At 66.2% G+C, this 24,624-nt stretch carries 20 protein-coding genes and 4 pseudogenes; 14 read left to right on the plus strand and 10 right to left on the minus strand.

Annotation, left to right across the window (positions count from 1 at the left end; genetic code table 11):
- The 3 genes from ACLF3G_RS27085 to ACLF3G_RS27095 form a co-directional block, all read left to right on the plus strand.
- The coding region (locus ACLF3G_RS27085; RefSeq protein ID WP_430672504.1) for an alpha-ketoacid dehydrogenase subunit beta at positions 1–825 on the plus strand (825 nt) is incomplete at its 5' end.
- Positions 826–884: 59 nt separating this feature from the next.
- The gene (locus ACLF3G_RS27090; protein ID WP_430672505.1) at positions 885–1,496 is read left to right on the plus strand and encodes a DUF5602 domain-containing protein; all 612 of its coding nucleotides are present in this window, start codon (positions 885–887) and stop codon (positions 1,494–1,496) included.
- Complete coding sequence (locus ACLF3G_RS27095; RefSeq protein ID WP_430672506.1) at positions 1,457–1,783, plus strand: hypothetical protein; 327 nt, start codon at positions 1,457–1,459, stop codon at positions 1,781–1,783. Before ACLF3G_RS27090 ends, ACLF3G_RS27095 begins: the two co-directional genes overlap by 40 nt.
- Here ACLF3G_RS27095 and ACLF3G_RS27100 read toward each other — a convergent pair.
- The 3 genes and pseudogenes from ACLF3G_RS27100 to ACLF3G_RS27110 all read right to left on the minus strand — a co-directional run bounded on the left by ACLF3G_RS27100 (position 1,729) and on the right by ACLF3G_RS27110 (position 5,395).
- A pseudogene (locus tag ACLF3G_RS27100) lies at positions 1,729–2,773 on the minus strand (IS630 family transposase). The gene ACLF3G_RS27095 and the pseudogene ACLF3G_RS27100 overlap by 55 nt on opposite strands.
- A 153-nt stretch (positions 2,774–2,926) precedes the next feature.
- Complete coding sequence (locus ACLF3G_RS27105) at positions 2,927–3,076, minus strand: DUF5710 domain-containing protein (protein ID WP_430672507.1); 150 nt, start codon at positions 3,074–3,076, stop codon at positions 2,927–2,929.
- Positions 3,077–3,115: 39 nt separating this feature from the next.
- Positions 3,116–5,395, minus strand: coding sequence for a type IA DNA topoisomerase (locus ACLF3G_RS27110; protein WP_430672508.1), 2,280 nt, complete (start codon positions 5,393–5,395; stop codon positions 3,116–3,118).
- 114 nt (positions 5,396–5,509) lie between these two features.
- On the opposite strand from ACLF3G_RS27110, the gene ACLF3G_RS27115 reads away from it, so the two are divergent.
- The 3 genes from ACLF3G_RS27115 (at position 5,510) to ACLF3G_RS27125 (ending at position 10,262) form a co-directional block, all read left to right on the plus strand.
- Complete coding sequence (locus tag ACLF3G_RS27115) at positions 5,510–8,209, plus strand: DEAD/DEAH box helicase (RefSeq protein ID WP_430672509.1); 2,700 nt, start codon at positions 5,510–5,512, stop codon at positions 8,207–8,209.
- Positions 8,210–8,214: 5 nt separating this feature from the next.
- Positions 8,215–9,411: an SWIM zinc finger family protein gene (locus ACLF3G_RS27120; protein WP_430672510.1), complete on the plus strand. Its 1,197-nt coding sequence runs from the start codon at positions 8,215–8,217 to the stop codon at positions 9,409–9,411.
- Between the two features lie 272 nt (positions 9,412–9,683).
- Positions 9,684–10,262: a transposase gene (locus tag ACLF3G_RS27125; protein WP_430672511.1), complete on the plus strand. Its 579-nt coding sequence runs from the start codon at positions 9,684–9,686 to the stop codon at positions 10,260–10,262.
- A 13-nt stretch (positions 10,263–10,275) separates the two neighbouring features.
- Here the strand turns inward: ACLF3G_RS27125 and ACLF3G_RS27130 are convergent, their stop codons facing one another.
- Both ACLF3G_RS27130 and ACLF3G_RS27135 read right to left on the minus strand, forming a co-directional pair.
- Positions 10,276–10,632 carry a YlcI/YnfO family protein gene (locus ACLF3G_RS27130; protein WP_430672512.1) on the minus strand — a complete coding sequence of 119 codons (357 nt, stop codon included), beginning with the start codon at positions 10,630–10,632 and terminating at the stop codon, positions 10,276–10,278.
- Complete coding sequence (locus tag ACLF3G_RS27135; RefSeq protein ID WP_430672513.1) at positions 10,587–11,057, minus strand: PIN domain-containing protein; 471 nt, start codon at positions 11,055–11,057, stop codon at positions 10,587–10,589. Before ACLF3G_RS27135 ends, ACLF3G_RS27130 begins: the two co-directional genes overlap by 46 nt.
- 213 nt (positions 11,058–11,270) lie before the next feature.
- Between ACLF3G_RS27135 and ACLF3G_RS27140 the strand changes: the two genes are divergently transcribed.
- From ACLF3G_RS27140 to ACLF3G_RS27170, 7 genes and pseudogenes are all read left to right on the plus strand, one after another.
- A protein-coding gene (locus ACLF3G_RS27140; RefSeq protein ID WP_430672514.1) for an IS3 family transposase occupies positions 11,271–12,628 on the plus strand; the annotation gives its coding sequence in 2 pieces (ribosomal slippage) (positions 11,271–11,613 and positions 11,613–12,628; 1,359 coding nt in all).
- Positions 12,629–12,711: 83 nt separating this feature from the next.
- A complete protein-coding gene (locus ACLF3G_RS27145) occupies positions 12,712–13,110 on the plus strand; it encodes a cell division protein ZapB (RefSeq protein ID WP_430672515.1) in 399 nt (132 codons plus the stop codon).
- Entirely contained in the window at positions 13,107–13,277 is a 171-nt protein-coding gene (locus ACLF3G_RS27150) for a hypothetical protein (RefSeq protein WP_430672516.1), read from the plus strand. The genes ACLF3G_RS27145 and ACLF3G_RS27150 overlap by 4 nt, the downstream gene beginning before the upstream one ends.
- Before the next feature lie 155 nt (positions 13,278–13,432).
- Positions 13,433–14,209 carry a hypothetical protein gene (locus tag ACLF3G_RS27155; RefSeq protein ID WP_430672517.1) on the plus strand — a complete coding sequence of 259 codons (777 nt, stop codon included), beginning with the start codon at positions 13,433–13,435 and terminating at the stop codon, positions 14,207–14,209.
- A pseudogene (locus tag ACLF3G_RS27160) lies at positions 14,175–15,256 on the plus strand (IS3 family transposase); the annotation flags it as partial. The gene ACLF3G_RS27155 and the pseudogene ACLF3G_RS27160, both read left to right, overlap by 35 nt.
- Positions 15,257–15,540: 284 nt before the next feature.
- Positions 15,541–16,041 (plus strand): hypothetical protein, encoded by a 501-nt coding sequence (locus tag ACLF3G_RS27165; protein ID WP_430672518.1) that lies wholly within the window; start codon positions 15,541–15,543, stop codon positions 16,039–16,041.
- 62 nt (positions 16,042–16,103) lie between these two features.
- Positions 16,104–17,140, plus strand: a pseudogene (locus ACLF3G_RS27170) (IS3 family transposase); the annotation flags it as partial.
- A gap of 18 nt (positions 17,141–17,158) precedes the next feature.
- Here the strand turns inward: ACLF3G_RS27170 and ACLF3G_RS27175 are convergent.
- Positions 17,159–18,112, minus strand: a complete 954-nt coding sequence (locus ACLF3G_RS27175) for an IS481 family transposase (protein WP_430672533.1) — start codon at positions 18,110–18,112, stop codon at positions 17,159–17,161.
- A 108-nt stretch (positions 18,113–18,220) separates the two neighbouring features.
- Here ACLF3G_RS27175 and ACLF3G_RS27180 point away from each other — a divergent pair.
- Positions 18,221–18,394 (plus strand): annotated as a pseudogene (locus ACLF3G_RS27180) (integrase core domain-containing protein); the annotation flags it as partial.
- Between the two features lie 71 nt (positions 18,395–18,465).
- On the opposite strand, the gene ACLF3G_RS27185 reads toward ACLF3G_RS27180, so the two are convergent.
- The 4 genes from ACLF3G_RS27185 to ACLF3G_RS27200 form a co-directional block, all read right to left on the minus strand.
- Entirely contained in the window at positions 18,466–19,728 is a 1,263-nt protein-coding gene (locus tag ACLF3G_RS27185) for a hypothetical protein (RefSeq protein ID WP_430672519.1), read from the minus strand.
- Between the two features lie 421 nt (positions 19,729–20,149).
- Entirely contained in the window at positions 20,150–21,991 is a 1,842-nt protein-coding gene (locus ACLF3G_RS27190) for a hypothetical protein (protein ID WP_430672520.1), read from the minus strand.
- A 49-nt stretch (positions 21,992–22,040) separates the two neighbouring features.
- Positions 22,041–23,198 carry a hypothetical protein gene (locus tag ACLF3G_RS27195; protein WP_430672521.1) on the minus strand — a complete coding sequence of 386 codons (1,158 nt, stop codon included), beginning with the start codon at positions 23,196–23,198 and terminating at the stop codon, positions 22,041–22,043.
- Positions 23,199–23,212: 14 nt separating this feature from the next.
- Positions 23,213–24,103, minus strand: a complete 891-nt coding sequence (locus tag ACLF3G_RS27200) for a hypothetical protein (protein WP_430672522.1) — start codon at positions 24,101–24,103, stop codon at positions 23,213–23,215.
- Positions 24,104–24,624 lie beyond the last annotated feature (521 nt).

The following is a 24,624-nucleotide window of genomic DNA, read 5'->3' on the forward strand; positions in this document are numbered from 1 at the left end:
GGCATCATCGCCGGCACCGCGGCCGGCGCGGCGGCCACCGGCCTGCGGCCGGTGATCGACCTGCTGTTCGCGCCCTTCCTTTGCTACGCGATGGACGAGATCGTGAACAGCGCCGGCAAGCTGCGCTATCTCTCGGGCGGCCAGTTCGCCTTCCCAATGGTGGTCCTGGCCGCCACCGGCGCGGGCTGGGGCGTCGGGTCGCAGCACAACCACAACATCGAGGCTTGGTTCGCGCACAGCCCGGGCCTGAAGGTTGTGATGCCGTCCACGCCGGCGGACTTCAAGGGGCTGCTCAAGGCCGCGATCCGCGACGACAACCCGGTGCTGTTCTTCACGGATCTTGCCCTCGGCTCCACGCGGGGCGAGGTGTCGGACGAGGTCGTGCCGCTCGGCAAGGCGGCGATGCGGCGCAGCGGCTCCGACGTCACGCTGATCTCCTACGCGAAGACCGTGCATGGCTGCCTGCAGGCCGCCGAGCAACTGGCCGTGCGCGGCATCAACGCCGAGGTGGTGGATTTGCGCACGCTGAAGCCGCTCGACGAGGAGACGGTGCTCGCCTCGGCGCGCAGGACCGGCCGTGTCGTCGTCGTGCACGAGGCCAGCCGGATGTGCGGCATCGGCGCCGAGGTCGCCGCCATCGTGGCGGAGAAGGCCTTCCGGGACCTGCGGGCGCCCGTGCTGCGCCTGACCGGCCCCGACGCGCCCGCCCCCGCGAGCTTCCCGCTCGAACAGGCCTTCGTGCCGCAGCCCGACCGGATCGTCGCCGCGGTGGAGGACCTGCTTGGAACGCAGGATGCGCGGGACGCCGAACTCGTCCGCGCCTGATCCCGGCATCGATGAACCGGGGCCGAGCCGTGCCCCGACTGCAAGGAGGAGGAAGACACATGAACGCAATCCGCACATGCCTGGCCACGAGCGCCCTGCTGGTGCTGCCTGCGATGATGCAGCCGTCGCAGGCGCATCCCGCCCATGCCGCGCCGGGAATGGCGGCGGCGCCGGTGGCCGCACAGCTGGCCCCGCCGGCAGCGGCCCAGCCCGTCGCTTTCGTTGCGCCCGCAAGGATCGTGGAAGGACCGCGCCAGGCGCTCGGTCGCGGGCAGGCCTTCACCTGGGTCGGCCTGGATGCCGCCGGCATGCCGATCTCGCTCGGCATCGGCCTGACACAGGCGGCCCTGGCTGGGCTGCCGGACGAGATGGTCGGGTTCAACCTGGCACTGCCAGCGCAGGCCAGAGCGCTCGGCTACGACCATGTCGGGCTGGACTGGGCCCCACGCGGGCACGAGCCGCCCGGCGTGTATGACCGGCCGCATTTCGACATACACTTCTACCGCGTCAGCGCCGCCGCGCTGGAACGCATAGTGCCGGAGGATCCCGACTACGAGGCGAAGCTGGCGCGCGAGCCCTCCGCAGACCTCGTGCCGCCCGGCTTCGTTGGGTGCACGGCGGTTTGCCACGCATGGGCGCGCACTGGGTCGCTACCGACGCGCCCGAGCTGAACGGGCAGCCCTTCGATAAGACACTGCTCGTTGGCTCCTACGACGGAGAGCTGACATTTGTGGAGCCGATGATCACCCGGGCCTTCTTGCAAACGCTCACCGAGGCGGTCCTGCCGGTCCGCGCGCCTCGGGCCGCGGTGGGCACGCTGGCCTGGCCCGCGGCCTACCGCGTCTCATTCAAGGATGGCGTGCACCACATTGCGCTCATTGGGCTGATACTAAATCCCGTTGATCAGAACCCATGGGCCCAGTCGCGCAGGCCGATGGACATGATGCGCCAGGGCTGATCGACGAGCCTGTTCCAGGCGCGGCAGCAGTGCTCGACGATGTCTTCATGGGCTTGGAAGATGCGGTTCGACAGCCAGTTGTCGCGCATGAACTGCCAGACGTTCTCCATCACATTGAGCTCTGGGCATTTCGGCGGCAGCGGCAGAAGGGTGATGTTGGGCGGCACTGCCACCCTGCTTGGTCGAGCAGCAACACCGCATGCGTGCCGGGCTCGACGATGGCGGCGATCTCGACCAGGTGCACGTTCATTGCGGCACTGTTGCAGAACGGCAGCACGACGGCAGCGCCCTTGCCATTCCATGGACAGACCGCGCCGAAGAGATACATCGACGCGGTGCGTTGGTCCTGCGGCGCGGACGGACGGGTGCCACGGCGAGCCCAGCGGCGGGTGATCTTGTTCTTCTGACCGACGCGGGCTTCATCGGCGAACCAGATCTCTATGGCGCTGATGGCGACACCCTTCTCGTGCGCGACTTCCTCCAGACGGGAGGGGAAGGTCTTTTAAAAAGATCAATGGCGCCCTCAGCCTGCGCATGATGCCGCGGCCGGGCCGAGAGCTTGCGGTAGCCCATCGCGCGCAGTTCGCGGCTCAGCGTCTGCTTCGAAACCGAGACCTGGAACTCCTCCCACAGCCACTGGCCGAGATCGACCAGCCGCCAGCGCACCACGCCATGGCTGGCGGGGATCGGGCCCGCCTCGATCATCGCGGTCAGCGCTGTACTGTGGGCGGCGGTCAGCCGTGGCAGCGAGCCCGGCGGCTTTCGGTCGACCAGGCCCTCCGTGCCCATGGCGTTGAACCGCACGACCCAGTCTCGAATGATCTGCAGCGTCACCGTGCCGATCCGCGCTGCCTCAGTGCGCGAGGCGCCTTCATAGATCGCCGCCAACGCCAACAGACGCCGCGCTGGCGCGGCATCTCTGCATCGGCGCGCCGCGGCGCGCAGGGCTGGGCCATCATAGTCGGGGCGGAGAGGAAGCGGCTGGCCCATGGCGAAGCTCCAATGCTCGCCTCCTTGAATCAGATCAGCTCCGCGTCGGAAAAGCCCTTTCGTGAGTCACTGCCGCCGAGATTTGGTATCAATGCGATGCAGCCGCTGTTCCATAGGATGTCCTTTCCGGCCAACCGGTCCCGGCACTCCCCGTCATAGCCATCCGCGTTTCAGGAAGGCGGCAAGATCGACCCCTGCCGGCGCGTACCAGCCGCCGGTGCGATAGCGGGCGCCGAGTTGGAGTGCCGCCTCCTTGTTGCCGAACGGAATGCGCAGCGGAGTATCGCCACCAGGCGCATCCACGAAACGGGGCTCCGGCGTGACCTTGCCCGGTCGCGTCGCTCACGGTTTCCCGGTGCTGCCCTTTCGCTTCCGGCTAACTGTCTTGCGGTCCGGCTTGCTGCGGCTGTCGCCCGGCTCTGACGCGATCTGCACTGCCGGTACATCGGCAGCAAGTTGGTACAGCCGGCGCGTGTTTGCGACAGCATTCCGGGCGAGCGGTGGTTGCCCGGCGCCGACATCGGCCGGCGCCTGTGCTCCGTCCTTCTTGGGCGCGTGCTGGTCGAGGAAGGCGCGGCAGGCCGCGCCCGAGGTGGTGTAGCCCCGCGGCGGCTTGATTCCCTTCTGGCGGGCAAGGCTGTTTACAAAGCCCTTCATCGCCGGCGTCGGCGGCCGATCCGGGCCGGCTGGCTTGGCGACACCGTCCAGCAACCTGGCATCGACGCCGCCCGCACGCTCCTGCAGCCGGCTTATGATTCTGCTGGCCTGGGCGCAGACGGCGTCGATCGCCGCAACCATCTCCTGCTGCCCGACCAGCACATCGTCTAGCAGGCGCTCCATCTGCGCCGTCACGCCGGGGTCGACCAGCGGCGGATCGGCTTTCTCCAGCACGTCAAAGAGCGCCAAGCCGCGCTCGGTCGGCACGATGTGCTTGCCGTCGGGGACGAGGAATTCCTGTGCCTTGAGGCCGCGGATGATCTCGGCCCGGGTCGCGGGCGTGCCGATCCCCTTGGCCTCCTTCAGCCGCTCCTGCAGCGCCTCATCAACGACAAAGCGCCAGGCATTCTGCATCGCCTCGATCAGGGTGCCCTCGTTGTAGCGCGGCGGCGGCCGGGTCTCCTTGTCCTCGACCGTGGCGTCGCGCAGCGTGACCGTCTCGCCATGCCTGAGGACGGGCAGCAGCTGCGCCTCCTCCCCCTTCTCCTCGGCCGGCTGCCAGTCCGGAAGGGCCGCGCGCCAGCCGAGCTCGATCGGCTGCCGCCCGGCGGCGCGAAACATATGGCCCCGGACATCCAGCATAACGGTGGTCTGCCGAAAGTGGAAGTCCGGCATCATGGCGGCCAGGTAGGAGCGGGCGATGACATCGAACAGCCGCCGCTCATCACCCGACAGGCGCGGCCAGACCTCCCGGAGCGTGTCAACCGTGTTGACGTTGGGGATGACGGCGTGGTGGCTGGCCCCGGCCAAGCCCCTGTCGTGGAAATGGCCGCTCGCGCCGCGCCGGATGACCGGTGGCTCCGGCACCGGGATCTCGCTGAAGTCGCGTCCGACCTGCAGCCCGGCGATGATCCGCGGCGCGTCCGGGATCAGGCTCTCCGGCAGGTACCGGGTCTCGGCGCGGAGGTAGGTGATGACCTTCTTGCCCTGGCCGTCATAGAGCTCCTGCGCCACTTCCAGGGTCCGTGCCGCCGACCAGCCGAAGCGTGAGCCGCACAGCTTCTGCAGGGACGGCAGATCATGCAGCCGCGGAGGCCCCTGCCTCTTGTCCTCGACCGGCACGGCGAGCGGTCCAGTGAAGCCCTCGGCAGCCGTGGCGACGGCCTCGGCATCTTCGCGCTTCAGGATCCGCTCCTTCGGCGCGCACCGCATCCGCAACTGCCCGGCTTCGGCCTGGGCGGTGGCGACCACCTCAAAATAGGTCTGCGGGACGAAGTTGCGGATCTCCAACTCGCGCTTGCAGACGATGGCCAGCGTCGGTGTCTTCACCCGGCCGACGCCGATAACAGTCCGCGCCCCCCGGGCCAAGGTCACCGTAGCCGTGCGGGTCAGTGACAGGTTGTAGATCTGATCGGCCTGGCGCCGCGCGACAGCAGCAGCATAGAGGCGGGCGAACTCGGAACTGGGCTTGGCCTGCGCGAAGGCGTCGTGGATGGTCTGCGGATCCTGGGCCGTGAAGATCACCCGCATGACCTTGCCACGGTAGTTGTAGTGCTCCAGGATTTCCTGGCCGATCAGTTGCCACTCGCGATCGCAATCGGTGGCGAGCCAAACCCGCTTCGCGCCCCGCAGCGCCTCACGGATCGCCCTGATCTTCGGCGCCTTATTGCCACCGGTGGCTGGCTTGGTGCCGTAGAGGCCGTCTGGCCGCAACAGGACGGCCGTCCACCGTTTCCAGTCCGCCGAAACCTCCTCCGGCTCGACGAGGTCGAACAGGTGGCCCTCGGCCGGCAGGATCGCCCCATAACGGCCGCCAACCGCCGCCCGGACGTCCTTCGCCTGGCTGGTCTTCTCCGTGATAACGATCTGAGTTGCTGCCGCTCGCGTTCGCCTATGTTCGCCTGAAGCCGGCCCCAGCCGCGCCAGAACGGCACCCAATCCGGCCCCCCACGAAATGCTGAGCACTTACAGTACAGCATGGAGGCGTAACGATCATCGCGCCACGTCTAGTTGTTCGGCTCTACGAGAATGCACCCTACCTTGCACGCCGCTCGCATTCTTGTTGACCTGTCCGCCATCATGTCCGCACTCGACCTGCGCCTGACACCCCACGGCAATCTGGTCTGCGAACCCAGAGCCGACGCTCCTGGCATGGACCAGGCTGTCGCTGACCGACTGCAAAAAGCCTTCGCCCGCGGCAGCGGCGACGGCCTGTTGCGCCTCGGCGCAGGCGAGGTCGGCACGGCCCTGCCGCCGGTTTTTGCATGGTGGCGCGACTTCGCCGCCCGTTACGTCGCCGCACTCTGCGTCGAAGCCGCCGGCGCCGAGGACAGTGCCGCGCTGCCAAAGGTGTCCCCGCCCAACGAGGCCGAACTCGGCTTCATGGTCCTCACCGCGCCAATTATGCCAGGGGCCGAGTATCTGGCGGCTGACGTGTTGCGCGACCTGTGGCACGCCCTGGCGACGACACTGGCGGCAAGGCTGGCCGCTTCCCGCACCGGGTTGCAGGAGGTGCTGAAGGATCTCAATCCGGCCTGGAACTTGGTCGGGCGCGTGCATTTCAACCTGGCTGAGAACCGCCGCGACCCCGACGCGCCATTCGCCTTCCTGGCGACCTACGTCCCCCAGCTTTCGGCCCAGGCGCGGGTGCAGCATCAGCCGCTCGGTCAGGCCTTGCGCGAGTATGGCGGCGCCGCGAACCGCGGCAGGCTGCTCTCGCTGCTGCTGCCCGTGCAGCGCGCCGCCGAGACCTGCGACTGGCTGCGTGAGTTGGTCGACCGTGGGGAGATTTTCCACCCGCTGCGCTGGTGTCCTGGCGAGGCCTGGCGCCTGCTGGCTAGCGCAGAGGCGCTGGAACGCGCCGGCGTGGTGCTGCGCATGCCCGCGGGCTGGGCCGAAGGCCGGCCGCCGCGCCCGCAGGCAACCGCCACCGTCGGCGCCCGCGCGCCGTCGAAATTCGGCCTGGACAGCCTGCTGGACTTCCGTGTCGCCACCACCCTGGATGGCGAGGAGCTGACGGAGACGGAACTGCGCCTGCTGCTGGCCGGCACGGAGAACCTGGTGCTGCTGCGCGGGCGCTGGGTGGAGGTGGACCGCGCCAAGCTGCAACGCACGCTGGACCAGTTCCGCGCTGCCGAGGCGATGGCCGAGAAGGACGGGCTGCCCTTCGCCGAGGCGATGCGCTTGCTCGCCGGCACCGGCCTCGCCAAGGATGCGGCCGACGCAACCCGCGCCGCCGAATGGTCCCGCGTCACTGCCGGCCCCTGGCTGGCCGAGACCCTGCGCGGCCTGCGCGCGCCCGAGGCCAGCGCCATAGATCCCGGCCCGGCCCTGCAAGGCACGCTGCGGCCCTATCAGAAAGCCGGGCTGCAATGGCTGCATCTGCTCAGCGGGCTGGGGCTCGGCGGCTGCCTGGCCGATGATATGGGACTTGGAAAAACCATCCAGGTGCTCGCGCTGCTGCTGGTGCAACGGCGCGAGGCAAAGGGGAAACCCGGCGCCTCGCTGCTGGTCGCACCCGCTTCGCTGCTCGCCAACTGGGCGGCGGAGATCGCGCGCTTCGCCCCCGTGTTGCGGGCGCGCATCCTGCATCCCTCCGCCATGCCAGCCGCGGAAGTGAAGCGCTTCAGCGCGACGGATGCTGCCGGGCTCGACCTGGTGATCACGAGCTACGGCTCGCTGCTGCGACTGAAGGTTCTGGCCGAGGCCGAATGGCGGCTGGCGATCTTCGACGAGGCGCAGGCGCTTAAGAACCCGGTCGCCAGGCAGACCCGCGCCGTGCGGGCGCTGAAGGCGCGCGCCCGCATCGCGCTGACCGGCACGCCTGTGGAGAACAGCCTCGGCGATTTGTGGTCGATCTTCGACGTCATCAATCCCGGCCTGCTCGGCACCGCAAAGCAGTTTACCGGCTATACCAAGGGCCTGACGGAGCGCGCGCACAACCCCTACGGCCCACTGCGCGAGTTGGTGCGACCTTACATCCTGCGCCGCATGAAGACCGACCGTGCCATCATCGCCGACCTGCCGGACAAGACCGAGGTCACGGCGCATTGCCACCTGTCTCGCCGCCAGGCCGCGCTTTATGCCCAGGCGGTGGAGGATCTTTCCGAACGGCTTGATCAGGCGGACGGCATGCAGCGGCGCGGGTTGGTGCTGGCCTCGCTGATGCGTTTCAAGCAGATCTGCAACCATCCCTCGCATTGGTTGAACGATGGTGGCTGGGCCGAGGCGGAGAGCGGCAAGTTCGGCAGGCTCCGCGACATTGCCGAGGTGGTGGCGGCGCGGCAGGAGAAGATGCTGGTCTTCACACAGTTCAAGGAAGCGACGCAGCCTTTAGCGACGTTCCTGGGCAGCATCTTCGGTCGTGCCGGCCTGGTTCTGCACGGCGCCACGGCAGTGAAGCAGCGTCAGGCGCTGGTGCGCGAGTTCCAGGACTCCGAGGCCGCGCCTTTCTTTGTCCTATCGCTGAAGGCTGGCGGCGCCGGACTGACGCTGACCGCCGCCTCGCATGTCGTGCATTTCGACCGCTGGTGGAACCCGGCGGTGGAGAACCAAGCGACCGACCGCGCCTTCCGCATCGGCCAGAAGCGCAACGTGCTAGTGCACAAATTCGTCTGCCGCGGTACCGTCGAGGAGCGGATCGGCGAGATGATCGATACCAAGCGTAGCCTGTCCGATGCGGTGCTGGCTGGCGGCGAGGAGATCAATGTCACCGATCTGTCCGACGAGGCGCTGCTGCGGCTGGTGGCACTGGACCTCAATTCCGCCATGGGGGAGTGAGGGCGATGTCACGCAGCTTGATGAGCTGGGCGCCCTATGTGACGGTCGCCGAGCGGCGCAGGCAGGCCGAGAGCCTGACAGCCCGACTGCGCAAGCAGGGCAGGCAACTGGCGCCCGTTATCCTCGCAGGACGCAGCATCGCCACGACCTTCTGGGGCAAGGCGTGGGGCAGCAATCTGGAAGCCTATCGTGACTACGAGAACCGCCTGCCGCGCGGGCGCAGCTATGTGCGCAACGGGTCAGTGATCGATCTGCAGATCACACCCGGCGAGGTCCGCGCGCTGGTCAACGGCTCCGATCTGTATGAGACCAAGGTTACTATCTGCCCGCTGGAGCAGTCGGCGTGGCGGCGGCTCTGTGTCGACTGCGCGGGGCGTATCGACAGCCTGGTGGAATTACTGCAGGGCCGTTTCTCCAAGCCGGTCATGGAGCGACTATGTCGCCAGGACGCCGGCCTCTTCCCGAGCCCGGCGGAGATCCGTTTCACCTGCAGCTGTCCGGACCATGCCTCCATGTGCAAGCATGTGGCAGCCGTGTTGTACGCGGTCGGCGCGCGGCTCGACGTGCAGCCGGATCTGCTGTTCCGGCTGCGCGCGGTGGACGGCGCAGAACTGATCGCCGGAGCCGCGGCGGACATGCCGCTCGCTGCCGCCGCCCCGACTGCCGGGCGTGTTCTGCAGGATGGCGACCTGGCGGCACTGTTCGCCATCGATATTGTGCAGCCGCCCGAGCCTGGCACGGATAGCGCGGTACCAGCGGCCAAGAGCGCCGCAAGACAGTCCCGGGCGCGGTCGCCGGCGGAAGGGCCCGCGCGCGCGGCGAATACCACCACGGCTGGAAAAGCGAAGGCCGCCGCGTCAGCACGACGGGTTGGCGCCAAGACCGGAAAAACGAGGGGCTCCACCGCCGCCAAGCCTGCCCGGAAGGCAGTCTCCAAGTCGCAGGCCGCTCCGCCCGCCAGTGCTTCGCCTAGCTCGGCGAAGACCCTCGGCGTGAAGCCCACGCCGCGCGCCGGATTTGCCGCTCCGGCTCCGAAGCTGCCGAAGGCCGTAGAGACGCCGCCGATGGCCTCCAAAGCTGTCGTCGCCAAGGTTGAGGAAAAGCCAGAAGCTGCGGCCTCCGTCCGGCGGAATCTGGTCCGGCATCGGGAAAGCTGGTCGTGGAAGGCTCGTGCGGCGGCGCGTAAAGCCAAACGGTCGTAAGCAGCCGCGGGAACAATGGGCCGCTGTCGCCCCTCCCACTCTAACGGAAACGGCTCCATCAGCCCCGGTAGTGTCATCCCCGCCGGCTGCCGACCATTCAGGATCGCCTCCACGATGTGCGGGGCCAATAGCGTGAGCCGCCTATAGCGGCCGCTGAGGCCAATTCCACCGATTTATGGGTTTGCGAGCGACGGGTCCACGATGGAGAGGGTTGCCCCCCAGCCCTCCGCCACCAAAAGCCCCTGGCAGACGCCCCGCTGACTGGGGCGGTTGTGCGCCCCACCAACCGCGCGGCGAACCGCGCGGACCGGCGTGTGGCCAAGAACCAGACCGACAAGAGGATGGCGGTCATCGCGCTGCGGGAGCGCAGCACCGGGGCCCGCACGCTGGCGGCCGCCGCGTCGGACGAGAGGGGTGACGTCGCTTGGCACCTGGTGCGGAACCACGTGCGCGAGGGCGCCGAACTGCGTGCCGACCAGCACAAGTCCTACGACGAGCTGGTCGGCCTCGCGACGATGGTCAGGAACGACCACGGCAAGGCGTACGTCGAGACGGCCGATGCCAGCACAAACCAGGCCGAGAGCTTCTTCTCCCGCGCCCGGCGGGCCGAGATCGGGATCTACCACCGGATGGCGGGGAAGTACCTCGATTGGTATGTGGCGGACCTCGACTGGAGGGAAGACCTGCGCCGCGTCGACTTCCGGAGCGTGGGCGAGCGCCTGCTGACGCGCGTCATGGCCACCCCGGTCAGCAGGAGCATGGCGGGCTATTGGCAGCGCCAGGACAAGCGTCACCAGGCGCTGGTCGGTTGGGATCCGCTGTCCGGCCTCGGTGCTGTCCCTGGCAGGTAGTGGCTGCCCGCGCTCACACGCGTTGGCGAGGCCCGCTGTCTGCTGCGACATCGTCGCCGGGCTCACTGTCCGGCAGCCAACCAGCTGGGAGCTCGTCTCCCGGAAGCACCTCATCGGTCGTGCCCGCCTTCGCGATGAGCTTGGAGAGCCTGCCCTCCCGAGACCGGGCGGCACGCCCATCGAGATAGACAGCCTGCTCCTCGGGCGTAAGGTCGCCCAAAAATCCCCGCGCCCGTAGCGCCGCCACCTTCTCGGCGACCGCCTGAACGATGAAGCCGTTCATCGACACCCCGTCGCGTTCGGCGGCCGCCCGTAGGTCGGCCATCAACGACGCGGGAAGACGAAGGGCGTAGTTGCCGTAGGTCGCCATGCCAACCTCCTGAGTGCCTCTCCCGGCGAGATGACCGGGATGACGGTCCGTCCCTGTGACGCGAGGCGCTGGTCCGCGTCGAGGTAGTCGCGCCGATTGAACGTGACGATCGCGTCGCCCCTGCCGTTCACCACTGCCTCGACGAAGATCTCGTCCGAAGGGTCCTGAATGCTCGGCCGGGTCCGCCGCCAGACGATGACGCGCTCGGAGTGCGCGATGTATTCGTCCAGGAAGTCGGCGGTTTCCTGATGGGTTAGACCCGTCACCGCCAAACATTCCGGCCGCATCAGCACGTCCTCGTGCTCGAGTACGGTGGCGACCGTCACGAGCGGGACGAACGCTCCCTCGGCCACCGCATAGAGCAGGAGCCGCGAAGCGCCGACGGAGCTTTGCAGGCCGCTCCTAATCACGTCGGTGTCCAGCACCAATCTCATATCGCCCATCATATCGGCCTGTCTTGAAACCATCAAGGGTTTTGCCCCACGGCTGGCGCGGCCCGACAGGGTTATACCAAATCCCGTTGATCAGAACCCATGGGCCCAGTCGCGCAGGATGTCCGACGTCAGCACCCTTGAGACAAACTGGCGTGGTTGAGTAGCGGAGGATTTCTGGCTCATCGTAACCCCAGGAGAGTGAAGATGAGCCAGAAATCCTCCACCCCCACCGCCAAGCCACCTGCCGAGAAGGTGGTGCGCGACATCCGCCGCGCGACCCGCAAGCACCACTCGGCGGAGGACAAGATCCGCATTGTCCTCGAAGGGCTGCGCGGCGAGGAAAGCATCGCCGCCCTGTGCCGCCGCGAGGCCATCGCCGAGAGCCTCTACTACGCTTGGTCCAAGGAGTTCCTGGAAGCTGGCAAGCGCCGCCTGGCCGGCGATACGGCGCGCGCCGCGACCACCGACGAGGTCAAGGAACTCCGCCACGAAGCCCGTGCCCTGAAAGAGGTCGTCGCTGAACAGGCGCTCGAGCTGCGCCTGCTCAAAAAAAGCATGATCGCGGCTGGGGACGACCGTTCATGAGATATACCGCCGCCGAGAAGCTCGAGATCATCCGCCTCGTCGAGCAGTCTCACTTGCCCGCCCGCCGCACGCTGCGCCAGTTGGGCATCCCGCCAGCGACCTTCTATCGCTGGTATGACCGCCACCAGCGTGGCGGCCCAGAAGCCCTGGCCGACCATCCCTCGCGCCCAGATCGCGTCTGGAACCGCATCGCCGATGCAACGCGTGGGCAGATCATCGACTTGGCGCTGGCCGAGCCCGAACTCTCGCCCCGCGAACTCGCCGTGCGCTTCACCGACCAGCAGCGCTATTTCGTCTCCGAAGCCTCGGTCTATCGCCTGCTCAAGGCGCATGACCTGATCACCAGCCCAGCCTACATCGTGGTCAAGGCGGCCGAGGAATTCCACACCAAGACTACCGCGCCCAATCAGCTGTGGCAGACCGATTTCACCTACCTCAAGGTCATCGGCTGGGGCTGGTTCTACCTCTCCACCGTGCTCGACGATTTCTCCCGCTACGTGATCGCCTGGAAGCTGTGCACCACCATGGCGGCCAGCGATGTCACCGACACGCTGGACATGGCGCTGACCGCCTCAGGCTGCGCCCAGGCCCGCGTGCGGCACCGCCCACGTCTGCTGTCCGACAACGGGCCCTGCTACATCGCCGGCGAGTTGGCGCAGTGGCTCGACAAGCAGGCCATGGACCATGTCCGCGGCGCGCCCTGCCATCCACAGACACAGGGCAAGATCGAGCGTTGGCACCAGACACTCAAGAACCGCATCCTGCTCGAAAACTACTACCTGCCCGGCGACCTTGAGGCGCAGATCGTGGCTTTTGTCGACCACTACAACCATCGGCGCTGCCACGAGAGCCTGCGCAACCTCACTCCGGCTGACGTCTATTTCGGCCGGGGCCAGACCATCCTGCTCGACCGAAAACGCATCAAGCACAACACCATCCAGCAGCGACGCTTGATCCACCAGCAACTCGCCGCCTAACCTCGCCACCAGATGGGCCAGACCCTCCGCTAGCCAGCCGCCTACGCTGTCTCAAACCATTCGACGACGGACACACGCTGCCGATGTCGTCGCCTGACAACGCCTTGCTGGAGACCTTGTCGCTCGCCGAACTGCGGGAGCTTGTCGGCACGCTGCTGACGAAGGTTGCCGAGCTCGGTTCGGCGAATGCGGCGCTGAAGACGGAGAACCAGGCGCTGCGGGACGAGGTGGCGCGGCTGAAGGGGTTGCCGCCGCGGCCGCCCTCGAGGCCCTCGGGGATGGAGAAGGCGACCGGCGGCAGCGCCGGGCCGGGCAAGAGCGGCAAGCGGTCACGGCGCCGACGGGGCGCCAAGCGGGACCGTGACGCGGTGACCGCCGAGGTGGTGGTGAAGGCCGCGCCGCCGCCGGGCTCGCGCTTCAAGGGCTACCAGGACATGCGGGTGCCTGCGTCACCAAGCGCAAGATCTCCGGCGGCACCATGAGTGCGGATGGTCGGACCGCACGCGACGTGCTGCTCGGCCTGATGAAGACCTGCCGCAAGCTCGGCGTCTCGTTCTACCGCTACCTCGGTGACCGCCTGCGCGTCCCCGGCGCCATGCCCGTTCCACCCCTGCCGGATCTCGTCCGTCAGGCCGCCGCCACCGCCTGACCTGGCACACCCGCCCAGGAATTTGCCCCGGTTACGTTAACCTCTTATTAGGTCTTTGATTTTGCAGTTTTTTTCAACTGAAAAATGTCGTCGAACGTCAAATAAACTGCGTGCGAGAAACGATCCGTTCTGGCACCCAGAGGCCAGGAGGATCCATGATGAAGTTCTGCACCACCGTAGGCGTGCTCCGAGCCCTCGGGCTCGATCCCGAAGACCCGAATGACCCGGAGGTTCTCTACGCTGGAGGGGTCGTCAGCGGCTGGAAGGACGCTCAGCGGCGCCGCGAGCTGCGCGGCCTGGCGATCGACAGGCGCAAGACGGCCGCTCATGAGGCCGGTCACGTCGTCATGGCGCTCCACGCCGGGGCCACGCACGCTTACGCCACAACGCGCCTCCACGTGCACTTCCTCGGTACTGATTGGTATGCTTACACCGGCAAGATGAACTTCGGCCGGAGCTCAGTGACCCCGGCGCAGACGCGCCTAGTCGCCGTTGCTGGCGCGGTTGGCTACTGCGCAGCCCGTCTTGCGGACGATCTGTGGCCCTGGTGGGAACCGAACGACGAGGCCAAGGCAGCGGGTCGCTATCGCAGCAAGGTCCATGCGCGCCGCGCTGTCGAGCGCGCCCGGCGGCAAGCGGCCGAGATCACCCTCGAGGACGGTGACTGGCTTGACTACATGAGTGACACCGACCGCGAGCTTGCTGCCTCCGCAGGAGCACGCACGGACGCGGAGATCATGGACGCGGCCATCGAGGCATTCCTGCTGCTCAACCCAATCGACGGCCCGCTCTGGCCCGAACTGTGCCGCGTCACGCGGACGCTCGTTCGGCATGGCCATGTAAGTGTGGACTTGCTTCGGGAAAGTGGAGAGGTCCCGATGATGCAAGAGGACCCTCATGAAGCAACAGCGACGGTTTACAAAGGAATTTGAGGACGAGGCGATCCGCCTTGTTCGGACGAGCGGCCGATCCCAACGTGAGATCGCGGAGGATCTGGGGGTCGGGCTTTCGACGCTGGTGCGCTGGCTCGGCCGAAGCCGGGATCGGGCGGCGGAAGCATCTGGCGGATCGGGGTCGCCGGACATGGCGGCGGAGCTGAAGCGGCTGCGGCGGGAGAACGAGATCCTCCGCCAGGAGCGGGATATCCTGAAGCGGGCCACCGCTTTTTTCGCCAAGGAGGGAAGTCGGTGAGCTTCAAGCTCGTCGACGAGGCGAAGAAGGAGTTCCCCGTGCACCGCCTGTGCCGCGTCCTTGGCGTCAGTCAAAGCGGCTACTTCGCCTGGAAGGGCCGCCCGGCCTGCCGCCGTCAGCACGAGGACATGGTGCTGCTGGCGCATGTGCGGTCGGCCTTCGCGCTGTCGAACGGCACCTACGGCAGCCCGCGCATGACGCGCGAACTGCGCGACGACGGCCTGTCCGTCGGCCACCGCCGGACGGGGCGCCTGATGCGCGAGAATGGGTTGCGGGCCCGGCAGAAGCGGCGGTTCAAGCGAACCACCGACAGTCACCACGCGTGGCCGATGGCGCCGAACCTGCTTGATCAGGATTTCATGGCGGCAGGCCCAGACGGGAAATGGGGCGCCGACATCTCCTACATCTGGACGAGGGAGGGCTGGCTGTACCTCGCCGTCGTCATCGACCTGTTCGCCCGCCGCGTCGTCGGCTGGTCGACCAGCGACAGGTTGCACCGCAACCTTGCCTTGGCCGCGCTGCGGAAAGCCGTCGTCATGCGCCGCCCAGCGACCGACCTGGTTCATCACTCGGACCGCGGAAGTCAATATTGTTCCGTGGACTACCAGGCCGAGCTGAAGGCCAACGGCATCCTGATCTCCATGTCCGGGCGGGGAAACTGCTTCGACAACGCCATGGTCGAGACGTTCTTCAAGACGCTGAAGGCCGAGCTCGTCTGGCGCACCGCCTTCGAGACACGCGCCGACGCCACAGCCGCTATCGGCCGATACATCGACGGCTTCTACAACGTCTCGTCACAACGCACATCTCGCTATGTTATTGATAGGGGTAGGGTTTCCTGCGCCGCCCCTGGTCCTGCGGGGTGGTTCCGGCCGCTCCTGGCGCGTTCGAGCAGCCTGACGGCGGCGGGTCCACCAAGATCGGCTCGGCGAAAGATCCAGGGGCCGTCCGCAAGAGGATGGATCGCGGCAATCTCGCCCCGTTCGGCTGCGAGACGCAGGGTTTTTGGCGCGATCCCGAGGGCGGACGCCGCCTGGCTGAGATTGAGCCAAGGCTCGACATCGTTTTCGGCATGGCGATAGACTGGGATCTGGTGCTTGGTCCGCATCGACGTGACCCGCTCGCGCGTCCAGCGGTTGCCGTTGCCGGTCTTCAGGCCATTGCGGTTGAGGATGCCGGCAATTACGTCGTCCTTGACGAGGAGCGCCAGGACACGCACGGCCTCGACCACATCTCCGGGCGTGCTGTTGCGCTGTCCGCGCCGGCGCCGTGGCAAGCGGTGTTCGGTATGGGCGCCGCCCACCCAGTGGATGGTGAGCACGATCTCCGCCGTCGCATCATCGAGATCGGCAATCGCCTCGTGGATCACGGTGCGCACGATCCGCTTCCTCAGTCGGGCATCGGTCGTTGGGGCGGACCACACCGTTTGCAGATCCTCGGCGAGAGACTGGAAAGACACCGGCGCAAGCGTGGCCTGCGGCGCGCTGGCGGCGTCATGCTCGCTGATCCTGCATTCGATGCCGCCAACGCGTTCAAGCGCCAGGTTCCACCGCGCTTCGAGTTCACCGGCTGACCTGCCCCCCTAGAAGTGGGCCATCGGCTATGAGGGGCCGGAGGCACAGCGGAGGGTGAGCGATGGCGAGGAAGCATCACAAGCCGGAGGAGATTGTCGCCAAGCTGCGGCAGGTTGAGGTGCTCATGGCACAGGGCAAAGCGGTGTCGGAGGCGGTGCGGGCGATTGGCGTGACGGAGGCGACCTACTATCGCTGGCGCTCTGAATACGGCGGGCTGAAGCTGGATCAGGTGAAACGCCTGAAGCAGCTGGAGCAGGAAAACGGCCGCCTGCGTAAGGCGGTGGCGGATCTGACACTGGAGAAGATGGTGCTCAAGGAAGCCGCGTCGGGAAACTTCTGAGCGCCGCGCGGCGTCGGGCCTGTGTGGCACAGGTTGTGGCCAAGCTGGACGTCTCGGAGCGCTTTGCCTGTCGTGTGCTGCAACAGCACCGCTCGACGCAGCGCAAGGCGCCTGAGATGGCTGACGACGAAGCGGCGCTGACAGCGGCGATCATCGACTGGGCGCGGCAGTACGGGCGGTACGGATATCGCCGCATTACGGCGTTGCTGCGGGCTGAAGGTTGGCGGTGCAACCACAAGCGCGTGGAGCGCATCTGGCGGCGTGAGGGGCTGAAGGTGCCGCCACGGCAGCCGAAGCGCGGGCGGCTGTGGCTGAATGACGGCTCCTGCATCCGTCTGCGCCCTGAGCGGCCGAACCATGTCTGGGCTTATGACTTTGTCGAGGACCGCACCCGGGATGGCCGCAAGTTTCGCATGCTGTGCGTGGTGGACGAGTTCTCGCGCGAGGCGCTCGCCATCCGGGTCGCGCGCAAGTTGGGGGCGGCTGATGTGATCGACGTGCTGGCGGACCTCTTCATCGTCCGCGCCACGCCAGCCCATATCCGTTCCGACAACGGGCCGGAATTCGCGGCGACGGCGGTGAAGGGCTGGATCAGCGGTGTCGGTGCCAAGACCGCCTTCATAGAACCTGGCAGCCCGTGGGAGAATGGATACGTGGAGAGCTTCAACGGCAAGCTGCGCGACGAGCTGCTGGCAGCCGAGATCTTCAACACGCTTGCTGAGGCAAAGGTGCTGATCGAAAATTGGCGGGTGCATTACATGTGCCGTTCGCAGACATCATTTCAACTGTCGTAACGCCATCTCAACGGCGTGTTCGCGCACCTGCACGCGCTCGTTCGTCGCGTCATAGGTATCCGCGACCTCAGCCCAGATCGGCGTCTTGCCGGCCCGCTCGCAGACCCGGTCGATCGGGCACAGCCCGCCCAGGCCTTCGTGCGGCCGGTGCCAGTTGTAGTGGTGAACCCACTGGGACAGCTGATCCGCGACGTCCGGCGCCCGGGAATCCACCGTCGCCCAGAACTCCTCGAGCACCGTCCGCTGCGCGCGCTCGACCTTACCGTTGAGGTGCGGCGAGCGTGGTGGGATCGGGCGGAACTTTACAGACCAGGCCATCAGGCGGCGCTGCACCGCTTCGGCAAAGAACTCGGTGCCGCGATCGGTCTGCACGCGCTGCACCGCGAAGGGCATCTCCTCGAACGTCTGCTCGAGGAACGTCAGCGCAGCCGCCGCACTCCGCCGCGGCGCCAAGGCAGCCACGAGATATCGGCTGCAGTCGTCGATCGCCGTGAACTGCCAGAGCCCCGGCCGGATCTTGCAGCTGTCGAGTTGGACGCGCTCTCCAGGCACCGGCCGGCTGTATCGCTTCGGCATGTGGCGAACCCGTCGCTTCCGCGGCAGCGCGCTCAACCCCTGTCTGGCAAGCACCTTGTGCAGGGTGGACGCCGCGAGCCGCAGGCCGTGGAGGCGTTCGAGTTCGATGCGTAGACGCTTGACGCCGAGGCGCCGCTCGCGACGCAGACGCACGATCAACTCGGCCTCGCTCTCCCCGACCTTCCGTGCCGGCGACTGGCGTGGCCGCCGGCTGCGCTCCGCCAAACCAGCATCACCATCGGCGTCATATCGCCGCAGCCACTTGCGCAGCGTCGGGCGCGAGATGCCGAACCGGCGGCAGACCGCGCCCGCGTCGCCGAGCTCCCGGTAGGCCGCGATCCATGTCCGGCGCCGCCGCACGGCACGTTCGGCTTCTTCTTTCTGCTTCTTCGACAATCGGCTTGCTGCTGCTGAGGCTGTGGGGTTGTGGGCAACGCGCAGCGTTGTCCCTCAAGTCCACAGCCTACCGAAGCCGTTGAAACGATGTCTACGAACCGTACACATTACAATACAGCGCGCCCGCATTCCTCACTCGGCTACCGGCCGCCCGCACCCGAGGTGATTATGCCGAGAGCCCCTGCCGCGGCCACCGGTCCTGGCCCGGCAGGATCAGCCCAGCCTGCTACAGCGACAATCCACTAAAATTTCCCCCGGACCACTCAATGGGGGCTGGTCACTGGGACAAATGGGTGTCCAGGGAAACCGGGTGCAGCTCACTTATGGCTTGCATCAAGTTCTTCGTAGCGGATGATTAGACCATCGAGGCGAGCGGACAGATCACGGCGGTATTGAACGACCGCCGCCGCACGATCCCGCTGCGCCTCAAGTGAGACCTTCGGTCCCTGGCTGGTCAGAAAAGCTGCCTCTTCATCCTGCCTCGCCAGCCGATCCCTCATCAACCGAAGATTGCCGAGCGCGTCAGACGTGAACCGTCGACGCTGATCCCATGGGAGACTGCTAATTTGACCGGGCGCGAGGTGACGGTCGGCACGATCAAGCGCCTGGCGGACGGTGCCAGCCCCAGCCTCCTTGTCAGGCTCAGGCGGATATCCCAGTAGGCGCATAATTGACTCTATTGCGCCAATCACCCAAGCGTCCCGCACTCTACCGGACCGCTCGGCCAGCGACGCCTCATCGGCCGGTGAGCGACGCGGCGCACACCACCACCCACACCGCGTCACCGAACGCCCCACGGCGGCAGGATCGAGAACTTCTAGATCCCGCATGGCCGGCGTTGCGCCGTCGACTAGAGACATCTGGCGCCAACGCAGATGCTCTGGGGCGGTAGGGTCTACCACCACCACAGCTTCGCCGTTTGCAGCGACCAACCAACCGGCCACCGGGACGATCGTCGCGCGAGCGCTGTCGCGAGCGAAACTGCCTGCCGGCGCTATGCCGACCGGCGCCGCGAACACGATCAATGCGAACCAGATAAACAACCCGGCCGCCGCTCCGATCGCTGCGCCAAAAGCGACGCGAGGTGGGGAGCCTTCGGCGACAGGGCCTTCTACGGCAGCGACCGGGATGGCAACTCGAATACCCTGGACTACCTCGACCGGCCCACAGGCCGGCGCCGCGTCGGCGGGCCGGGACGCTACCATGGGCACGCCGATACCGGCGGCCATGGCTACCACCGCGCCCGCGGCCCCCCAGGCCGACGCCCCTGTCATCGCTGAAGCGAAAAACCAGGTCGCCACCATCTCTACCACGCTGGCTGTCCTGTCACCCGCTGTGACGACTGCCGAAAGGACCGCATCGCCGCCGGCGAACAGCACGAGCGCAGTGACGCCGACCAATGCGACACGTGGCCGGGACAATGCCATTGCCACTGAAGCCTTCAGCATTGAGAGAGCACGCCGTCGCACTACTTCGAAGAGCGCACCTCCGCGGTCGCCCAAACTGCTTAGCCACATACGAGCGCGAGCCTGGTGCAGACCGAACGGCTCCGCCAGCCGGCGGGCGATCTCGACCTGCATCTGATCTTCTCGATCCAGCCATGCACGCCTGGCTGCGTCAGCCGCCGCATGGAGAGCGGCGCCTGCTGCAATAACTCCATCATGTGCGCCCGGTGGAGCGGCCCTGGTGCGAGTAAACTGCGCAGCACTCGCCACCAGAATAGACACATCGTTCCTGGAGATTGGATCGGGCTGCGCTGCGGCCTTCCTCACCGCTGACTGAAGAAGTGTCCGGGCTGGCGCAGGCGCCCGCTCGCCATTCGCGCTAAGACGAGAGAGTAGAAAATCGCCTAGCGCCTCTCGATCACGCTGGAGTAGTGACGGCGCCAATCCCACGAACCGACCGACGAGCGAGGCTTCAATGATCTCCGCCTGTACGATCTCGTCGCGGAGACGGCGCGATCGGTTGCGCCCGACTTCCCGGTCAACGCCGAGGTCCGGCTCACGAATGAGGCGGTCGCGATACATGGCTTTTCCCCATCGCGCGGGCGAGACGAAGCACTTCTGTCACCAAGGACGGGCGCGGCGCAGCACTCCAGGCAGCGGCAATCAGTGGCAGCGCCTCCACGACCTCGCGCTGAGCCTCTCGAACAAACAACGCCACCTCCGGCCTCCAAATCGTCGTTCGACGGATTTGATCGATTACGGCCTCCGCCACAGCACCAACCTGTTCAACAGACGGGGGAAGGCCGCCCACCCGCTTTGAGATGTCGGCAAGACGGATAACGAACGCGATGGCCCCCTCGAACTCCGAGCGGATTACCAGGGCCACCCCGCCAGCCTGCGCCAGTCGAAGCTCCTCCTGGAACCGAGCCACCCGTGCCCCACGCTCCTGCGGAGGAAGGCTAGGCATCTGAGCTAAAAGGGCCACGAAGGCCCCGGCCGGCTCTTCCCCCATGCTGCCATCGCCTGCCACTTCCCGAACAGCGACGCGGCGGCCCTCGGCGGAAAAACGCCCCTTCTCCACTTGAGACGTGATTGGCTGCGGGCCAGGATTACTGACGCCGCTCGGTCCTGTGCGGGGCAGCAGGGAAACGCGGTAGATGCGGTCAGCAGCGACCAAGCTACGCGCCTCCATTCGCTGCGGAAACTCACGACCGAACAGCGTCGCCCTGGCGAGGACGCCTGCCAGGCCGCATACCCCTTGCCTGATGTAGGACGAGTCCCACCCAACCTCCCGCAGGAAGGATCCCGCATACTCAGGGTCTAACGCACGACGGATCTGATCCTCTCCCTCCGCGGACTCTAATGTTCCGACCATTGCGACGGCCGCCGCCAGAATAGGATCTTCCGTTCCCTTCCGCATGGCCTCTTCAACAACCGCGGCCACCTCAACACCATGGAGTATCCAACGGCGGTCGGACGAATGGATGTCTCTGCCAATCACGGCAGCCCGCACGATCAGCTCGGTCTTCGACGAAGGGGTCCACGGCGCGAGATCAATGTCCCGGCCGCCACGGGCGCCTACCGCTACCCGCCTGGTCGACGCTACGGCACCTGCCGCGACAGTCGAAGCCCGCCCCGTCTCCATGACCTCCCCACTGGTTCCCCGCCCGAAAGCAATTGCATCGGCCTTCGCCATGTGAGCGCGAACGGCAGGCGATAGCGGAATCCAGCCTGGCTCGGGTGCCGGGTCTAGCAGGCGCTCAAATTCGCAGAGCAGCCGGGGTTCACTCGGAACCCCATCGATCAAGTCAAAAACGACATAACAGTTGGTTTCAAATTGGGCTTGCCCCTCCGCGACCGCGCGCCGCACATCTGCGTTCGCGCTCCGCTCAAGTTCTGCGGTCCGCATCGAGATGCCAGCGAGCACATCCTCTCCGTCCGGAAGATCAAGAATGCCCCTGACAACACCCGCCTCGATATCATTCCAGGCGTCCGGCAGCGGGTAGGGCAACGCTTGCCCGCGATCCAGCGTCGGATCGAAAGCGGCAAGCTCACCCTCCATGGGGCGAGCGGCAATCTGGCGGTGACGGTATGTGTCCTGCCATATGTCTCGGAGCTTCTGGCGCAGTTGCGCATCCTCAATATGCGACAAAAGCTGGTCTTGCTCATGTGGATTTCGACGCAAACGCGCAGCATCGAGGTACGGCAACTCCTCCAAGAGAAAGGCTCGCCGACGGTCCTCAACTGTGCTCAGCGCCAGCCCTTGCAGCGCATAAAGCTGCATGAGGCGTAGATCGAAAATCATCGCCGCCGCCCTGGCGTCGACCGTCACAGGAATGTCCGCCGCCTCAGCAATTTGAATCTGCCCAGGCCGCGGCGCTACCAGCCGATTTTTCAAGAGAGGGCCTCCGACCGGGGCGCGAGAGAGTTCTCGCGCCCCGTCGTCATCACAGAGTGTCGTTCACAAGCCGGCTGGCTCTCGCGTCGATGCCAAACTCCTGCATCGCGACCTTTCCAGCGGCTTCCATACGGAGAACCAGATCCTTCGTCGCCCAGCCAGCGAGGCCGGCAAACGCAAGCCGGCGCAGGGTAACGGCGCCGAGCTCGGCGAGGTCCTTGAACTCTCGACGCACAACGCCGCGGACGGACGATCCATAAACCGGGACCAGCGCCTCGGTAAGCTTCGCAGGGCCCAGGTTCCAGGCTCTCAGAAGGTCGATCTCAGCCGCAAGCGCCATCCCGGCAAGACGAAGATCGACCATCGGTATGGCGCATGGCGTCATCCAGCCTTCGGGATTACGAGTGCTGACCATGATGCCCTGCAGGCGCTTCCAAAGGTCGCGACCAGCGGGATCCACCTTCAGATCGGTGTAAGTCGAGTGCCATTCCGCGCCAATAGCCGCCTTCTGAAAGACGACGCTCAACGTCAGCCCTCGAACCCGACGCCCCTCGCCCTCTCCAACGACCTTACGCTCGAGCAAATCGGCCCGGCCGTCTTTGATGACCGCCCCGCGAAGCTCCTCGAACCGATCAAGGCTCGCATGGATTTCGCCAACAGCTTGCGGGCTTGGGTCGAGCACCAGGCTTAGTGACATGCCGTCCCACTTCACGTTGTTCCATTCGGACACCTCAATTAGCGTGTCCATAAAGACGTGGAAGCCGTCGGTTGGCTTGGTGTCGATGCACGCGCCAGGATAACTCGTGATTGCGGCGCGAACAGCTGCTGCCGCTTTTGCACGACCCGGCTGCATAAGGTCGAAGCGCTTGCGGACCTTCACATCAGGAAACAGGCGCATCATCTTCGCGGCCGAACTATCCTCCACCGCGATGTCGGGGTCGAAGCTAATCAGCGCGACAGGCTGGTGAGTGATCAGCCGAGCGCGAGCGACCTTCGTCTCCTCGTCCGTTTTTCCGCAGCCGCCTTTCACCGAGGCAGCTGCATGGGGACGATTGTCCGGCACCAGCGAAGCCCGCAGGGCGGCGAGATCTCCAGCGGAGACCTCAACACCCGGACCAACATCACGGTCCACCTCGCCCGGCCCACTATCTCCGCCGATTATGGTATCTCCCTCGCCGACAATCTCCGGCGCCTTCACATCACTCATCTCGATTTCCTCGCTCAATCGACTTTCACATCATCCCAGTCAGCCACATCGGACTCAGACTGGGTTCGAGGCGCTTTGTCCCCCACTGGCAGCTTGGCCAGCGCTTGGAGGAGGGCGTCCACTCGGTCGCCCGCCCCCGCCGTCTTGTCATCCTCGCAGGGACCCGCCGGGATCCCACTCAGGTCATCCGCAAGGTCGCCAACCGCACAAAAGCCGCCTCTGGCCTCCGGTGAGACAGACCCGATGCCCTTGAGAACACCATCAGCCTGGCGCGATACCGAAGTCGTCGAGGAGGCCTTTCCCGGATCATCAAGAGACGACCGACCGGACGGCCGCGACCGCACCTGGAGTGCCGCGGGCGGTGCGGCAGACGACATGGCATCACCACCGATCCCCGCCTTGGCTCGTGCGGACAAGACGTCCACCTCTGCGGCAATCGCTGGATCGATATCGGCGACATCGACCTGGCGCTGCCTCGCTAACCAGTAGACAGCGACGTGGCGCATTGGGATCGCGCCAGGCTTGCGTTTCTCGGCCGATGTCGCATCACGAAGGACGGCAGGCGAAATTTCCAGGCGCCGATCTTCGAGGCGCTTCGGCCCAGCATTCCAGAGTTCGATATTAGGCCGGCCAAGTCTTACAGCCACGGAAATGACAGGAGCCATTTCCCGGTCAGTGAGGCCGCGATATCCGCATACGCAGATCTGAGGCCAGACAGCCCGAACCAACCCGGCCCATCGCAGGGCGCCCGAAATCGACACCGCATAACGGTGGGTCGCCTCGCCCAACTCGACCGCGGCTATCCGACCGTCTGCGCTGAGCGATTGCCGGAACACGCCTGGCAGCTCATCCACGAGCCGACCAGAAACATCAACGTCCTTCGATTTTCTGGTTCGTGTCTTCATGTGAGGAATGTATCTCTCGGCGAGACAAAATGCACGCAATGGAAGTGTCGCGGAATCCTGGGATTCGTCCGGCAGCGTCCTGCCTGATCCTGCAAGATCCTGCAGGGTCCGGCCCAGTCCTTAGACTATCTGCCAGAACCTGCTACGAAAATACGCAAAAACAGTGACTTAGCGAACTAGGGCCGGACTTCGGGGGGCGGAGAGCCCCCTTTCGGCCCACCGACCCGCGGGAGCGGGAAGGAAAAGGCTGGCCGCAAGCTGGGAAACCGGCGGGACGCCGAGATTCCGCTTGCGGCCAGCGAATACGCTGATATCACACGGCCGGGCGATGCCCTGCCTTCCTCGCCCATCCTGGGCTCGGCGCGTGCTCGCTGGCCCCACCCCTCGTCCGGCCTGGTCCACGCTGCCCGCGCGTCCCAGGTTTTGCCGGAAAACCGGCCTCCGGGTGGGGCCCCAAGAAAGAAGGCGGCAGCTAAGCCGCCAGCACGGGCCATGCCGCGCAACTTCATCTCTTCGCCAAT

Source organism: Falsiroseomonas sp. HC035 (genome assembly GCF_050563525.1).
In the GTDB taxonomy this organism is placed as follows: Bacteria; Pseudomonadota; Alphaproteobacteria; order Acetobacterales; family Acetobacteraceae; genus Falsiroseomonas.

Coding starts and splice junctions, on each gene's coding strand:
- ACLF3G_RS27150 (WP_430672516.1), top strand. CDS start 13,107: ATGAGTGCGGATGGTCGGACCGCACGCGACGTGCTGCTCGGCCTGATG.
- ACLF3G_RS27120 (WP_430672510.1), top strand. CDS start 8,215: ATGTCACGCAGCTTGATGAGCTGGGCGCCCTATGTGACGGTCGCCGAG.
- ACLF3G_RS27095 (WP_430672506.1), top strand. CDS start 1,457: ATGGGCGCGCACTGGGTCGCTACCGACGCGCCCGAGCTGAACGGGCAG.
- ACLF3G_RS27165 (WP_430672518.1), top strand. CDS start 15,541: ATGGCGATAGACTGGGATCTGGTGCTTGGTCCGCATCGACGTGACCCG.
- ACLF3G_RS27200 (WP_430672522.1), bottom strand. CDS start 24,103: ATGAAGACACGAACCAGAAAATCGAAGGACGTTGATGTTTCTGGTCGG.
- ACLF3G_RS27130 (WP_430672512.1), bottom strand. CDS start 10,632: ATGGCGACCTACGGCAACTACGCCCTTCGTCTTCCCGCGTCGTTGATG.
- ACLF3G_RS27185 (WP_430672519.1), bottom strand. CDS start 19,728: ATGCAGGTCGAGATCGCCCGCCGGCTGGCGGAGCCGTTCGGTCTGCAC.
- ACLF3G_RS27155 (WP_430672517.1), top strand. CDS start 13,433: ATGATGAAGTTCTGCACCACCGTAGGCGTGCTCCGAGCCCTCGGGCTC.
- ACLF3G_RS27090 (WP_430672505.1), top strand. CDS start 885: ATGAACGCAATCCGCACATGCCTGGCCACGAGCGCCCTGCTGGTGCTG.
- ACLF3G_RS27195 (WP_430672521.1), bottom strand. CDS start 23,198: ATGAGTGATGTGAAGGCGCCGGAGATTGTCGGCGAGGGAGATACCATA.
- ACLF3G_RS27115 (WP_430672509.1), top strand. CDS start 5,510: ATGTCCGCACTCGACCTGCGCCTGACACCCCACGGCAATCTGGTCTGC.
- ACLF3G_RS27145 (WP_430672515.1), top strand. CDS start 12,712: ATGTCGTCGCCTGACAACGCCTTGCTGGAGACCTTGTCGCTCGCCGAA.